The organism is Flavobacterium sp. GL_143 (assembly GCF_057834355.1).
Window position 1 is genome coordinate 4,788,880 of record NZ_CM174401.1, and the last position, 14,540, is coordinate 4,803,419.

At 33.7% G+C, this 14,540-nt stretch carries 13 protein-coding genes; 7 read left to right on the forward strand and 6 right to left on the reverse strand.

The annotated features are described in order from the left end of the window. Window positions 1–76: 76 nt before the first annotated feature. The 4 genes from AC3IPI_RS20160 (at window position 77) to AC3IPI_RS20175 (ending at window position 3,128) form a co-directional block, all read left to right on the forward strand. Window positions 77–670, forward strand: coding sequence for a GrpB family protein (locus AC3IPI_RS20160; RefSeq protein WP_489155266.1), 594 nt, complete (start codon window positions 77–79; stop codon window positions 668–670). A 194-nt stretch (window positions 671–864) separates the two neighbouring features. Continuing rightward, window positions 865–1,818: a helix-turn-helix domain-containing protein gene (locus AC3IPI_RS20165; RefSeq protein WP_489155268.1), complete on the forward strand. Its 954-nt coding sequence runs from the start codon at window positions 865–867 to the stop codon at window positions 1,816–1,818. Window position 1,819: 1 nt separating this feature from the next. Next, complete coding sequence (locus AC3IPI_RS20170) at window positions 1,820–2,578, forward strand: GNAT family N-acetyltransferase (protein WP_489155270.1); 759 nt, start codon at window positions 1,820–1,822, stop codon at window positions 2,576–2,578. A 4-nt stretch (window positions 2,579–2,582) separates the two neighbouring features. Then, window positions 2,583–3,128, forward strand: coding sequence for a CYTH domain-containing protein (locus AC3IPI_RS20175; protein ID WP_489155272.1), 546 nt, complete (start codon window positions 2,583–2,585; stop codon window positions 3,126–3,128). 54 nt (window positions 3,129–3,182) lie between these two features. Here AC3IPI_RS20175 and AC3IPI_RS20180 read toward each other — a convergent pair whose 3' ends face one another. The 6 genes from AC3IPI_RS20180 to AC3IPI_RS20205 all read right to left on the reverse strand — a co-directional run bounded on the left by AC3IPI_RS20180 (window position 3,183) and on the right by AC3IPI_RS20205 (window position 9,250). Next, window positions 3,183–4,607 (reverse strand): MFS transporter, encoded by a 1,425-nt coding sequence (locus AC3IPI_RS20180; protein WP_489155274.1) that lies wholly within the window; start codon window positions 4,605–4,607, stop codon window positions 3,183–3,185. Window positions 4,608–4,787: 180 nt separating this feature from the next. After that, on the reverse strand, window positions 4,788–5,600 hold the full coding sequence (locus AC3IPI_RS20185) for an AraC family transcriptional regulator (protein ID WP_489155276.1): 813 nt from the start codon (window positions 5,598–5,600) through the stop codon (window positions 4,788–4,790). A 121-nt stretch (window positions 5,601–5,721) separates the two neighbouring features. Continuing rightward, window positions 5,722–6,498 (reverse strand): alpha/beta fold hydrolase, encoded by a 777-nt coding sequence (locus AC3IPI_RS20190; protein WP_489155278.1) that lies wholly within the window; start codon window positions 6,496–6,498, stop codon window positions 5,722–5,724. A gap of 217 nt (window positions 6,499–6,715) precedes the next feature. After that, a complete protein-coding gene (locus AC3IPI_RS20195; protein WP_489155280.1) occupies window positions 6,716–7,153 on the reverse strand; it encodes a carboxymuconolactone decarboxylase family protein in 438 nt (145 codons plus the stop codon). Window positions 7,154–7,218: 65 nt separating this feature from the next. Beyond that, a complete protein-coding gene (locus AC3IPI_RS20200; protein WP_489155282.1) occupies window positions 7,219–7,656 on the reverse strand; it encodes a GNAT family N-acetyltransferase in 438 nt (145 codons plus the stop codon). A gap of 85 nt (window positions 7,657–7,741) precedes the next feature. Further along, a complete protein-coding gene (locus AC3IPI_RS20205; protein WP_489155284.1) occupies window positions 7,742–9,250 on the reverse strand; it encodes an aminotransferase-like domain-containing protein in 1,509 nt (502 codons plus the stop codon). A gap of 31 nt (window positions 9,251–9,281) precedes the next feature. Between AC3IPI_RS20205 and AC3IPI_RS20210 the strand changes: the two genes are divergently transcribed. The 3 genes from AC3IPI_RS20210 to AC3IPI_RS20220 all read left to right on the forward strand — a co-directional run bounded on the left by AC3IPI_RS20210 (window position 9,282) and on the right by AC3IPI_RS20220 (window position 14,506). Further along, complete coding sequence (locus AC3IPI_RS20210; RefSeq protein ID WP_489155286.1) at window positions 9,282–9,944, forward strand: FMN-dependent NADH-azoreductase; 663 nt, start codon at window positions 9,282–9,284, stop codon at window positions 9,942–9,944. Window positions 9,945–10,223: 279 nt separating this feature from the next. Further along, entirely contained in the window at window positions 10,224–11,339 is a 1,116-nt protein-coding gene (locus AC3IPI_RS20215) for an efflux RND transporter periplasmic adaptor subunit (RefSeq protein ID WP_489155288.1), read from the forward strand. Window positions 11,340–11,353: 14 nt separating this feature from the next. Next, a complete protein-coding gene (locus AC3IPI_RS20220) occupies window positions 11,354–14,506 on the forward strand; it encodes an efflux RND transporter permease subunit (protein ID WP_489155290.1) in 3,153 nt (1,050 codons plus the stop codon). Window positions 14,507–14,540 lie beyond the last annotated feature (34 nt).

Sequence of the window (14,540 nt, forward strand, 5' to 3'; positions counted from 1 at the left end):
CGACGGGTGAGCAGGATGCTTAAAACACTGAATCATTACCTTTTGGATTAGCTTTGGATACCAAAAAAACTTTAATATGAAAATCACATTTGAAAAATATAACCCATTATGGTTACAATTCTTTAGGGACCTCGAAATAGAACTGGTAAAAGCATTTAGTTCTCTGAACCCCCGGATTGAGCATATTGGGAGTACCTCGGTAAATGGTTTATCCTCTAAGCCAGTCATAGACATCATGATCGGTCTTAACAGCGCTACTGATCTCGATCTATGTCCGCCTTTGCTGATGGATAATGATTACGTCTATTATGAAAATTACAATCTGGATATGCCATACCGCAGGTTTTTTGTAAAACTAAAGGATTTCCCTAAAAGTTTATCCTTACCTGTGCATATCACACCGGGAGCTATTATTCCTGAAGAACTACATAATCATACCCTGCGTTTAGCACATGTCCATATATTGCCATTGAATTCCGAACACTGGATACGTCATATAGCATTCCGTGATTACCTTCGTACTCATCCTGATGTCATGATCGAATATCAGCAACTGAAAGAAGAATTAAGTCTGCAGGAATGGAAAGATGGAAACGAATATAATGAAGCAAAGGACCCATTTATAAAAACAGTAGAGCAAAAAGCTGTAAAATGGTATAATCAATTATAGCAATGAAACAGAATATTTATAACCACCGTGTATTCTTCGAAAAATATAAGAACCTATGCGATAACAAGGCTTAATAAAGTGATCAGTCAACTGTCAAAAGAAAATTTAGGAGCAACTATTGAGGTTAATTTTGAACTAGGAAGAACCTTATAAAACTTTCATCTATAAAATCTATATGATCTAATTCTACAAAAATGAGTACTTCTTCTAAGATTAAAGAAATAAATACAGCACAGGAATTCAAAGAGTTTTACCTTCAGGATGCTCAATATTCCTATTGTACGGAATGTAATCATCTAGAATACTCCAAGGGAGCAGGTTTTCTGGAAATCATTCCTTTGGAGGATTTACAGAAAATGTATAGCCGGCATATTGGTCATCAGGCACGTAGAAAGTTTTACAGTATTATTCTTTTGACTGCTGGAGAAGTTGATGAAGTTATTGGGCATCAGAAGTATCATTTTGGTCCGCAAAGCATGTATTTTGTACCTGAAAATCAGCTTCATTCCATTGAATGTTGGAGCGAGGACCTAAAAGGAATCCTCTGTATGTTTGATGCAGATTATTTTTTACTTTGCCTAAAACACCAGATCAAACTCAATCAATTTCCATTTTTTCAGTTGGATAAGGCACCTTATGTAAATTTATCAGAAAGAGAAATGGATATGATGCAACACCTGTTTTGGAAGCTAAACAGTGAAAAATGTCAAAAAACCACCTTTAATGATGACCTTCTTACACGTATGTTTCTTAATGTAATATTGCTAGAAGCTGAACGAATTTACAACAGACAGATAGTACAGGGAAGTTTCTCATTGTCCAGGAAAGATCAAATGGTATCACAATTTCAACTAATCGTTAACCAGCATTTTGTAAAGAAAAGACAAGTAAGTGATTATGCCGAAATGTTGCATGTGCACCCAAACTACCTTAACGATCTGGTGAAAGAAGTAACAGGCGTTGCGGCAAGTCATTTTATACACAAACAATTGGTACAGGAAGCTAAATCACGCCTGCTGCAAACCAACGACACCGTTTCTATGATTGCCTCCGAACTCAATTTTACGGATGATTCGTATTTTAACCGCTTTTTTAAAAAACAAACCGGACTAACACCTTCGCAGTTTCGGAAAAACCATATGCATTAGTATGTACAGCAAAAATCAATTTTCAAAAATAGTAACCGACTATTGGCAAGCGCAATCCGGAACAAAGATTGTCATTAAAAACAAGCTTTTTACAGTGTTCGTGAATGAAAAATTAGACAAGGAATATCAGGTTATGACATTGGAATTTCCCGAAAAACACATCTGGATCATCATACGTCCAGAGCTTTTTGAACTTCTCAGAAAGGAAGATTTGCAAGTACTCAATTTTGAAGGATTCATCAGAAGATTACAGGATCATGGAATCTTCCTACACGGTGTAGATAATATATTCTACTATTCAAAAGGAGAAAAAGAGCACATTAAGAACCTAATAATTCCGGAAAATATCCGTAGCCTGACATCAGAAGACGCCGATTATTTTTCTGAATTTGAAGCTTCGGCTACAGCACAGGATTTAGATTGTGCATTTGTGGCGTTAGATCACTGGAAAGTTTACGGGGTTTTCGAAGAAGAAAAATTGGTGGCTGTAGCAAGTATGTACCCTTGGAGTGAAAGTCTAAAAATTGCCGATATCGGAGTGATTACCTTACCTAAGTATCGAAGACAGGGATTAGCAAAAAAGTTAGTACTAGCGATTAGTCAATCGGCTTTATTGGAAGGGTTTCAACCACAATACCGTTGTCAATCTGACAACCTTTCATCTCTTATCCTTGCTAAAAAGCTTAAGCTGAATTTATTTGTATTGTGGAATGTTGATATTCAGGACGCTGTTTTTAAACAAAATACATTAATCCATTAAATATATGAAAATAAAAAACTTTGAATTTAAAGCGAAAGTAGATCAGCTTGAAAAATATGAAAATATCCTTCTTAAATTAAATCCTGTTGATCTTGTGACAGAACATCATATCGATACCTACTTTAACACAGCAAAGGGAAGGCTAAAACTTCGGGAAATTTTAGGCAAAGAAAGTAAGCTGATAGATTATAACCGTGAAAATATACAAGGAAGTAAAAAATCCGATATTTTTCTATACAAGCATGACCCAAATGAATCTTTAAAACAAATACTTACCAATCAAATGGGTGTAAAAGTAATAGTGGTTAAAAAAAGAAAAATATACAGAATTGATAATATAAAGTTTCATTTTGATATTGTGGATAAGCTTGGAACGTTTATCGAAGTAGAAGCTATAGATGAAACAGGTGAATTGAAACTAAATGAATTGAAACTAAATGAATTGAAAAAACAATGTGACTACTACTATGATTATTTTGATATTCAGCAAGAACAAGTAGAAAAACTATCTTATAGTGATTTGCTTATTTACAAAACAGAAAAGTTTTAGGGAACACGTCAATTTCTTTCTAAAATTTAATAAAAACTATTTGATATCATCTGTTTATCTACCATCATCTTTTAATAAAATGAGGATCATAATTACTACTAATGGAGCCATTGCAAAGCTGCTGTACAAATATATGGAAGCCTTAGTAATTCCTATTATATTGTGGGAGTCTGTGATCCCGCCTAAGTTAGTCACCAAACCTGCCAGAGCAGCACCGAAAGAAGTCGCTATAAGTTGAACAGTGGTCACTGAAGAAGATGTTAGGTCCTCTTCTCCTGAAGGAGCTGAAGAAAAAACTTTGGTTAACAAATGAGGCCATCCCATTCCTATTCCTGATCCGATGGCTAGAAGGAATATACAGTTTAAAACAAGAGTCCAATCCGGAGATAATGTGTTTGTCATGGCTATATAACTCAAGCCTATTAAACCAATGAACATTAAAAACGTCCCTGAAATTATGACTTTTTGCACTGAACGCCCTTTATAGCCGGAAAACAGTATAGAGGATAAAGTCCATCCAATCGCTATTAAAACGGTAAGATATCCCGCCTTTAATGGGGTGAATTTGTAGATCACTTGTGCAAAGTAAGGAACATAGATTTCAATAGAAGTAGCAATGGTCAGTAGAGCCATAACAATATAGGTTGAGCCAAGAGCAGATGAGATTTTATATGCACCGGTAGGCAGTAATCGGGTTTTGTTCTTTTTTTCAGCCAATATAAGTAGTAGTAAAAATAACAAGGCAATTATAACTCCCAATATATTTTCCAATACGCCTTTTTGTAGACTTCCAACGGATACAGCTAATACAGCCAAACTAAGTAGTGAAAGTTTTAAATATGGTATTGGTTTTATTGCCTTATTGTTTCTTTCTTTTGGCAATATTATAGAGGCTGTTATAAGAATGAAAACGCAAAATAGCAACAATACTCCAAATGACCATCTCCAATGTCCGTGCTCTGCAAATATACCTCCAAGGAAAGGTCCTGAAAAAGCTGCGACACCCCACATTCCTGATACTAAAGCCATAGCTCTTGCCCATAAGTTTTCAGTAAAAACTAATCTAATCATAGCATAGGATAATGCAAAAAGCAACCCTCCCCCATATCCTTGAATAAAGCGACCAACTAATAAAAGGGTCATAGCTGGTGCTATTGTACAAAGTAATGTTCCTATACTAAAAAGTAAAATTCCAATTTGATAGGCTTTTCTTGGCCCCGATTTAGCCATTTGATTTGCTGAAATCACAGAACCTATTACAGATGCTACTACAAAGATGGTTGTATTCCAGGCATAGTACTCAAGTCCTCCAATTTCTTTTATGATTGAAGGCATTATAGTTGTTGCCAAATACACATTGGTAGCATGTAACATGACTCCTAGAGCAAGTACAATTGCCTTTAAGGAATTCCCTTTTGAAAAAAGATCTGACCATGATGCTTCTTTTCCATTATGTATAGCGGTATCTATATCATCCATTTGCAGAGTATTAAAATTACTTTGCAAAGTTCAAAAAGAATGAAGTCACTAACAATATCCTATCTTCGGAATAAAGTTCAAATTTTTCGGATTTATCATCAAATTGGTGGATTAAATCACTTTATTCTTTTCAAAAAAGTAATCTACAGGGCTGATTAGAAAAATTATCAATACGGTATTCTACATTTTTTTTCTATAGTCATTAGGTGAAATTGTCATATGACTTTTAAAAAATCGTGAGAAGTAGGAGGCTGTTTCAAAACCAAGTACACTGGCACATTCTTTTATGGATATGGTAGAATGTTTTAGTAAATATTGACTCTCAAGTAATATTCTCTCATGAATAATTTGTAATGCGGTGTATCCTGTTTCTTCTTTTACAACTTCTGTTAAATGCTTGGCAGAAATTCCAAGGTGTGAAGCGTACTGTCCAATAGAACTCCAGGTAGAAAAATATTGCTCAACCAGTCTTTTAAATTCATAGGTCAACTGATAATTCCTGTTCATGCTTTTTTCAAAACCTAATAAACAGTATTCACAAGCCCGGTTATATTCATATAAAATTTCCATCAGGACTAATCGAACGATATCTAAATGATAAGCATATTGTGACTCGATTTCTCTTTTTACAGATGTAAATTTATCCGCTACGATTAAAAACCTTTCATTGAGTTGGTATAGAGGAGGATAGTTGCTGTTAAGTAATAATAACTCATCAATAATTCCTTCCTTTAAAAACATCTTTTTCAAGAAGGTCTTTAAAAAGAAAATCTGTCTTATATCTAAGTTATTAGAAACGCTGTTAATAGAAAATATTACGTCAGGAGGAATAATAGCTATTGTATTGGGACTTAATTCAAATTGGTGAAAACCGACTTTGATGGAGGATGAACCAGTATAACAAATTAAAACAGTGTAATAATCATTTTTCACAGGTGTATCTATCCTAAAATTCTCTTTGCCTTCACGATACTTTACTTCACGTTCTATCATATAAAATACGCTGGTTTATAAAAATTGAAGTACAATGAAACTGTCTTCGGATTTGCTTAAGCACAAAACTAATTTTCATGTAACAAATTACTCAAGATCTCTTGCGAGTAAGTTTTAGTTATTAGTACTTGTCTAAAAACTGTTTCAAAGTATTAAAAAATATTTTCGATTGATCTTCATGCGCCAAATGTCCTGCAAAAGGAATATTTAAAAATGCAGCATTATCTATAAGATCTGCAACTTGGCAAACACTTTCTCTGGAAAATAAATGATCTTGATCCCCTCTTACAATAAGTGTTGGACAATTTATTTTACTTACATTCTCATTTGGAAATCCTGTTGTTGTTTTGTCAAGCCATAACCCAATCATTGATTTTATTAATTTCTCAAAATCAGGTTCAGGATTCAATCTCTGATAACTATCGAAACTTTCCGGAAACTTTTCTTTCCAACTATCAGCCGTTATATTTAAAAATATTTCTTCGGTCGATAATGAATCCATGATGTTCCAAGTCGCACCAATCGTGACAACTTTTTTAATTCTTATAGTACTTTCAATTGCCATTCTATAAGAAATAGTTCCTCCGTCGCTAAATCCAATAATCGTTATATCATTGACATTTAGCGACTCTAACAAAGCCTCAACATCAAGCTGGATACGTTTATAAGTTAGATCTTCTGCTCCAAGGGAAGATTTTCCTTGTCCTCTACTATCTATGCCAATAATCCTAAAATCGTCTCCCAAAAGTGGAACCACAGCATTAAAATCTTCTATATTTCCTAAACCTCCATGAAGAAAAACTAGAACAGGTTTGTCTGGATTGCCCATTTCTTCATAGTAAATCTTTACATCATCAATATTGAAATGTTGCCCTTTTTGATGGTCAAATTTATTCATAGGTGTATTTATTTTTTTTAATTATATTTTTTCAATCAGCCATTTAGCAAAGATTACTTTCTTTAAAAATTTCATTACACGCTGGTCAGCTAGTCTTACGCTTTAAGACATCAGTCCAACAGGTAACACCCCCTAAAAATGTGCATTACAAATGTTACTATGATATTTGTAGCACAGCACAAAATGTTGCTTTTAAATCTAAAATAAATAAAAAAGTCTAATCTAAAGGTTTATGTGTGCTAATGGCAACTCTATTCCAGGCATTAATTGTAATAATTGCCATTATAATCAGACCAACATATTCCTGGTCAAACAACTTAACTGCCATATCATACGTTTCGTCAGATAACCCATTGGCATTAATCATAGTGATTTCTTCTGTCATGGCTAAAATAGTACGTTCTTCTTCTGAGAATAAATCAGTTTCTCTCCAGGCATTTAACAAAAAAATTCGTTGAGTACTTTCTCCTTGATTAATTGCATCGCGAGTATGTAGATTAAGACAATAAGCACATCCATTTATTTGGGAAGCTCTAATTTTTATAAGTTCAATGTAAGTTTTCTTTAATCCTGAATTTTGAACGGCACTATCTAATGCTAAAATTCTTTTATAGATACTAGAGGATACACTTGATAAATCAATACGTTTTTTCATTTTTTTTATTTTAAATTTATATAATTCGTTAGCCCTGTAAAATACAATTTTTATTCAAAAAAACATCATTTTAAATAAGCATGTAAATGCACTGCAGAGAGCACAAATCCTTTCTTAAAGTATAAATTTTGTGCAGTATGATTATCAAAACCTGTATCTAAAACAACTGCATCCATCTTCTTTAATTCTGCCACTGTTTTAACATGTGATAATAACATACTTCCAAAACCTCTGCCTCTATGGCTTTCTAAAGTGCATAAATCATCAATGTATATCATATTACCACTATGTAATGTAGTCATAATACGATATCCTACAAATGAAACGATATTTCCCTTATCATAAATTCCTTTGAGGGTGTACTTTTCATTAGCAACCATTTCACGGATAGTACTACCCCAACTTTCCTTTTTTAAATGAGGCCTAAATACTAGTGCTACATCTAGGCATTGCTCAATTTCTAAATCAGATTCAATAGATTTGACTTCAAATGTATTTTCCATATTCTACTATTTTTTTAGCAAAATTAAAACACAGCCAAAAAAAATACACATACCAGTTTACTAATAATAGATAGCCCAGTAGCAGTTAAGAAATCACTTTTTTCAAGATAGAGAATGCCTTCAACATCTCTTTTTCATCTAATGAAGCAAATCCCATTCTAAGTCCATTTGTCGAAAATAGCTCATTTTTATAAAACAGTCCATTATCAATATAAAGTCCATTTTTTAAGGCATTATCCGATAATTTCACTAAATCAATATCAGTATCAAAAACAGTCCATACAGCCAGCCCTCCCTGTGGAACTTTAAATACAATTTCATTAGAAAAATGAACCTTTAATAGTTCGCAAAAAATGTCTCTACGTTCTTTATAAATCTTCAGCGCTTTTCTATAATATCTATTCATTTCCCCTTGATTAAATAACAAAGCAAAAGCTTCTTCTAAGGTAGTGTCCCCTTGCCTGTCTATAAGTTCTCTTAAGGCAGTGGCCGCATGGATAAAACTGGAAGGTCCAGTCATAAATCCTATTCGGAGAGCGGGAGCAAAAGTTTTAGTAACCGATCCTAAATATATAACATTTTCATTATGATCTATACTTGCTAAAGGTAGAAAAGGTTTATTGGCATAATGAAAATCAAAGTCATAATCATCTTCAATAATTGCAAACTTATACATTTTAGCCAATTTCAAAAATTTCAATCTACGCTCCATACTCAAAGTAACTGTAGTTGGGCTATGGTGATGAGGAATTAAATACACTGCATTTATCTTCTTTTTTTTAAGGGCATCTTCGAGATAATCAGCATCCATTCCATATTCATCTATTGGAATTCTTAATAATTTTGCTCCTGTTTGTCTAAAAATTTCATCGGCAGTAGTATAGTTCGATACTCCTACTGCAATAGTATCTCCTGGTTCAAGAAGCAATTGAGCCGCTAGATAAATTCCCATCTGACTTCCTTTTGTAATCAACAAATCATTAATATCAACATTTAATCCTCTGGTAGTAGAAAGATGAGTGCATAACGATGCTCTTAAATGTTCGGAACCTTTTCCATCGCCATATTTTAAGAAATTACGACCATAAAATTTTCTTGATATACTTCTATACTCACGCATAAGTTCATCTACAGGAGCTAGTCGAACATCAGGAAATCCATCATCTATTGCTAATCCTGTTTTTTGAAAATTCTTACTAAGGATTGAAGTATTAAACTTGTTTGTCCATATAAATGCCTCTTGCTTTATTTCTTTACTTTTTACATCACTAATGCCCTTTTGTGCAAGTACTGGTAAACTAGATAAAACGTACACTCCTTTTCGTTCTATAGATTCCGTCCAACCCTGACTAATTAATTCTTCATAAGCTAGTTTAATTGTATTTCTATTGATTCCAATCAATAAAGCCAGATTACGTGTGCTTGGTAGGATGTCAGAGGGCTGCAATGTACCATTTGTAATTAATGCTATAAAATGATTACATACTTGAATATATAAGGGTAAGGAAGACGCTCTGTCAATTTTAATTAAAGTTTTATAAGGCAACATCTGGGCTGTATGTTTTATATTAATTGGTACACAAATATAATCCAATATCCTTCTATTTTTGTCGAAAATTTTAAATATGAATTCACAAAATAAGAAACTGCAAAACGTACTAGTCATTAATTCAAGTGCAAGAAGTATAGGCTCTAAAAGTAGAAAACTAGCAGAAACCTTTATAAATCATTGGAAAGAAAAACATTTAAATGCTAAAATACAAATTCGGGAACTAGGGAATCAAATCATACCTCATATAACTGAACAATGGATTAGTGCAGCATTCAAGCCTTTAGAAAATAGAACTCTGGAAGAATTTAATTCTTTAAAAAGTAGCGATGAATATATTAAGGAACTAAAAGATGCTGATGTAATAGTTGTTGCCTCACCAATGTATAATTGGTCCATACCAAGCAGTTTAAAAGCGTATATCGATCAGGTAGTGCGTGTAAACGAAACTTGGAAATATAATCCCAATGATGTTCAAAATCCATATATAGGACTTTTAGAAAATAAAAAAGTTGTTTTATTACTAACAAGAGGATCTCAAGGTTATGAAAAAGGTGGTTATAATCAACATATAGATTTTCAAACTAATTATTTAAAGTGGGTCTTCAATGTAATTGGAATCTCTGACATTCATGTAATAAATATCGATGGAGAGGCAAATAATCAAGAAGAATACAACTTAAATATAGATATAGCACATCAAAAAACTATAGACCTAATTGAAACAAAACTCTCTTAAAACAATATAGTGCATAACAAAAGATAGTAATGAATCTCCATATACCATCAGAAGCGATCATTAACCCCTAAAAATATATCACCCTAGGCTGAAATTATTAGAAGAATAATCCAAACCTGTTTTATAAATAAAACTGTAATTAAGAACATTTTATCTACGTTTTGTCCACCTTCTGCTTTGTCTTATTACCATAGTTTTGCTCGACAAGTTTATTAAGCAGAAGATTTCTAATAGGATTGCCTTATTAATTTTATATGCCTATTTAATAAAAATAAAAAAATGAATATAATAAAGAAGTTGTTAGTTCTCTCCACGTTGATTTTTCTTTGGGCGTGCAAGGACAAAGAACAGGACACAACAAAAGAAGCAGTAGAAAACTATCCAATTATGTCTATTGTAAAAGAGGATGCGGTTGTATATAGTGACTATCCTGTAGTTCTTCAAGGGAAAAAAGATGTTGAGTTAAGACCTAAAATTGATGGTTTTATTGAAGCAATATTAGTTGATGAAGGGCAAGAAGTTAAAAAAGGGCAAGTATTGTTTCGCATTTACGCCCCCCAATTTAAAGAAGAGAATGCCGCGGCTATGGCAAGTTTAAATCGTGCTGAAGCAGAATTAAAAGATGCCAGCATGAAAGTAAAAAAAGCAAAGCCACTGGTAGAAGAGAATATTATTAGTAATTATGAATTAGAATCTGCTCAATACAATGTAAAGAGTAAGATAGCATTACTGGCAGAGGCAAAAGCAAAGTTGAGCAATGCCGGAGCAAATGTGAGATACACACAGATTGTAGCTCCCTTTGATGGAGTAATAGGCTTAATTCCTTACAAAGAGGGTGCCTTAGTGAGCAGTAATTCAATAGACCCCTTAACTGTCATATCCGATATTTCATCTATTCATGCTTATTTGTCCATGAATGAGAAGCAATTTTTTGATTTCATGCAAAAAGGAACTAAAGGAAATATAAAAGAACGGATAGCTTTATTACCTGAAGTTAGTTTAATCCTAGCTAACGAAAATAATAATCACATAAAAGGAAAGATTACTACCGTCAGCGGACAGTTCGATCCATTAACAGGAAGTATTAATTTCAGAGCTGTCTTTAACAATAAAAACGGTTTGCTCCGTAGCGGTAACAGTGCCGTTATACGTGTATATGAGAATATCAAGAATGTCATGCTGATTCTGCAAAATTCAACATTTGATCTGCAAGGGAAACGATTTGTTTTTATAGTGGGAAATGATGCCAAAGTAAAGAGTAAGGAAATTCAAATTATGGAAAAAGAACCTAATAGTCAATATTATATTGTTACATCAGGGATCCATGTAGGAGATAAAATAGTCAGCGCAACTGTTGGGAGTTTGAGAGATGGAGTAAAAATTAAATTGAAATAAACAGCGCATAGATTATGTTAAGGAAATTTATAGAAAACCCAGTATTGTCAACTGTAATATCAATTATTATAGTGATTTTGGGATTATTAGGGCTAACTACTCTACCAATGACACAATACCCTGATATTGCCCCGCCTACCGTAAAAGTAATTGCTAATTACCAAGGGGCTAATGCAGCTGCGGTAATGAAAAGTGTGATTACCCCATTAGAAGAACAAATTAATGGAGTGGAACAAATGGCATTTATGAACTCAAAAGCAAGTAATGATGGTTCTGCCGAAATCACAATTACCTTTAACCAGGGAGCTGATCCTGCTATGGCTGCAGTAAATGTGCAAAATCGTGTTAATCAAGCCATGAGCCAGCTCCCTGAAGAAGTGGTAAAACAAGGCATTAAGACAACAAAACAACTAGCAAGTGAGGTATTTAGCTTTATGCTTTATAGTGAAGTTCCAGAGTATGATGAAATGTTTTTAGAAAATTATACACGTATAAATCTTATTCCTCAATTAAAACGGATAAATGGTGTTGGTGATGTAGCCAATGTCGGTAATAGTGAATATAGTATGCGTATTTGGTTAAAACCAAATGTTATGGCTGCGTACCGTTTAGTCCCTACAGATATTATTAAAGCATTACAAGAACAAAACGTAGAAGCTGCACCTGGAAAAGTTGGTGAGAATAGCAATCAAAGTTTTCAATACACTTTAAAATACACAGGACGTTTAGAAACTCCAAAAGAATTTAGGAATATAGTTATCCGTTCTTTGGCCAATGGAAAAATACTTTATCTAAAAGATGTCGCTGAAATAGATTTAGGAGCTTTTTCATATGAAACAACACAAACTGCATTTGGCTATCTGGGTACATATGTAGCCGTTAACCAAACAGCAGGGTCTAACGCCTATGATATAATCAAAGCCTGTGAAGAAAAATTAAAAGAGGCTGAAAAAAACTTCCCACCTGGCGTTAAATCCATAATTTACACCAACTCAAATGATTTTTTACTAGCTTCTATCAATAAACTTGTTTATACACTTATTGAAGCCTTTATACTGGTTTTTATAGTTGTTTTTATATTCTTACAAGATTGGCGCTCTACATTGATACCTGCTATTGCTGTACCTGTGGCAATTATAGGAACATTCTTTTTCTTAAACCTCTTTGGGTTTACCATAAATTTATTAACCTTATTTGCATTAATACTATCTATCGGAATAGTAGTCGATGATGCTATTATTGTAGTAGAGGCTGTACACGCTAAGTTACATGAAGGAGCACAAACGGCAAAAAAAGCCACTATTAGTGCGATGAATGAATTGTCTACAGCAATTATAGCTATCACTTTAGTAATGTCAGCAGTGTTTGTGCCTGTTACATTCATTCAAGGTTCGGTTGGGGTATTTTACAAGGAATTTGGTATTACTCTCGCAGTAGCTATTTTAATTTCGGCTATCAATGCCTTAACATTGAGTCCAGCTCTTTGTGCTATCTTATTGAAACCCGACTCAGGAATTGATGATGAAAAGAGAAGTATTTCGAATCGAATGAAAATAGCCTTTAATAGTAGTTTTGATCAAATGACCAATCGTTATGTGGGAATTCTAAAGTTCCTTAATAAACGATTGTGGATAGCGCTTGCAAGTGTAGTAGTCTTTTCGGGGATATTTATTTACTTAAGTAAAACAACTCCAACTGGATTTGTACCAAATGAAGATAGTGGATTTATATATGGAAATGTGATTATGCCCCCCTCTACCTCCTTAGCAGAAACAGTTCGTATAGCAAATCAAATTGATAGTATAGCTGCAAGTGTACCAAAACTAGGAATGAGAGCACGTTGGGTTGGAAGTGATTTTTTTAGTGGAAAAGGGAGCTCTTATGCAGTTCAATATGTCAAGTTAAAACATTGGGATGAACGCAAGGAAAAAGGAGAAGACTCACAAAGTATCGTTCAGGAGCTTTTTGAAAAAACAGCTCATATAAAAGGAGCCAATATTGTATTTTTTGCCGCACCGACCTTGCAAGGATTTGGTAATAATTCCGGTTTTGAATTACAAATGCAGGATAAAACAGGAGGTGATTATAAGAAGTTTGAAGCAGTGTTGCAAACTTTCATAAATAACCTAAATCAGCGTCCTGAAGTTATGTTTGCCACAACTTCCTTTAACACCAACTTTCCTCAATATGAAGTTTCTGTAAACGTTGTTAAAGCAAAGCAAGCCGGTGTGAGTGTTACAGAGCTATTGTCTACTTTACAAGGGTATTTAGGAGGTATCTATGCAACCAATTTTAACCGATTCGGAAAACAGTATAAAGTAATGATTCAGGCAGGTCCAAATTTCAGAGAAAATAAAGACGCAATTAATGGGCTATATGTAAAAAATAGCGAAGGTATGATGACTCCTATTACTGCTTTTATAAATCTTAAGAAGGTCTATAGTCCTGAGTTTCTAACTCGATTTAATTTGTTTAATTCCGCTATGGTTAGTGGGGCTCCTAAAGCAGGATATAGTTCCGGAGATGCAATCAAGGCAATTGAAGAGGTAGCTTTAAAAACACTTCCTAAAGGCTATGGATTTGAATACTCAGGACTTACAAGAGAAGAAAGCACGAGTGGTAGCCAAACAACTATTATCTTTATTTTATCAATAGTATTTGTATATTTTTTATTAAGTGCACAGTTTAAGAGTTACATACTTCCATTGGCAGTATTGTTCTCATTACCTATTGGGTTAGCTGGTGCATTTATCTTTGCAAAACTATTTGCTGTAGACAATAACATTTTTTTACAGATTAGTTTAATTATGCTCATTGGCCTCTTGGCAAAGAATGCTATCCTAATTATTGAATTTGCTTTGCAACGAAGACTTCAGGGTGAATCTATAAAAGAAGCTGCTATTGCGGGAGCTCATATTAGACTAAGACCTATCCTGATGACATCTTTCGCTTTTATCTTTGGCCTATTACCTCTTATGTTAGCTTCCGGAGCTGGTGCTTTGAGTAATAAATCTATAGGAACAGCAGCAGTAGGTGGCATGTTAATAGGTACACTCGTTGGTGTATTAGCTATACCAACTTTGTTTGTTGTATTCCAGTCCCTCCATGAAAGAATCTTAGGAAAGCCTGAATTAACTTCAGATGAAGTACTCGATCCAATAAATTAAATTCAACATCTCAAAGGAATGATAATGTCATTTC

Coding starts and splice junctions, on each gene's coding strand:
- AC3IPI_RS20160 (WP_489155266.1), top strand. CDS start 77: ATGAAAATCACATTTGAAAAATATAACCCATTATGGTTACAATTCTTT.
- AC3IPI_RS20165 (WP_489155268.1), top strand. CDS start 865: ATGAGTACTTCTTCTAAGATTAAAGAAATAAATACAGCACAGGAATTC.
- AC3IPI_RS20170 (WP_489155270.1), top strand. CDS start 1,820: ATGTACAGCAAAAATCAATTTTCAAAAATAGTAACCGACTATTGGCAA.
- AC3IPI_RS20175 (WP_489155272.1), top strand. CDS start 2,583: ATGAAAATAAAAAACTTTGAATTTAAAGCGAAAGTAGATCAGCTTGAA.
- AC3IPI_RS20180 (WP_489155274.1), bottom strand. CDS start 4,607: ATGGATGATATAGATACCGCTATACATAATGGAAAAGAAGCATCATGG.
- AC3IPI_RS20185 (WP_489155276.1), bottom strand. CDS start 5,600: ATGATAGAACGTGAAGTAAAGTATCGTGAAGGCAAAGAGAATTTTAGG.
- AC3IPI_RS20190 (WP_489155278.1), bottom strand. CDS start 6,498: ATGAATAAATTTGACCATCAAAAAGGGCAACATTTCAATATTGATGAT.
- AC3IPI_RS20195 (WP_489155280.1), bottom strand. CDS start 7,153: ATGAAAAAACGTATTGATTTATCAAGTGTATCCTCTAGTATCTATAAA.
- AC3IPI_RS20200 (WP_489155282.1), bottom strand. CDS start 7,656: ATGGAAAATACATTTGAAGTCAAATCTATTGAATCTGATTTAGAAATT.
- AC3IPI_RS20210 (WP_489155286.1), top strand. CDS start 9,282: ATGAATTCACAAAATAAGAAACTGCAAAACGTACTAGTCATTAATTCA.
- AC3IPI_RS20215 (WP_489155288.1), top strand. CDS start 10,224: ATGAATATAATAAAGAAGTTGTTAGTTCTCTCCACGTTGATTTTTCTT.
- AC3IPI_RS20220 (WP_489155290.1), top strand. CDS start 11,354: ATGTTAAGGAAATTTATAGAAAACCCAGTATTGTCAACTGTAATATCA.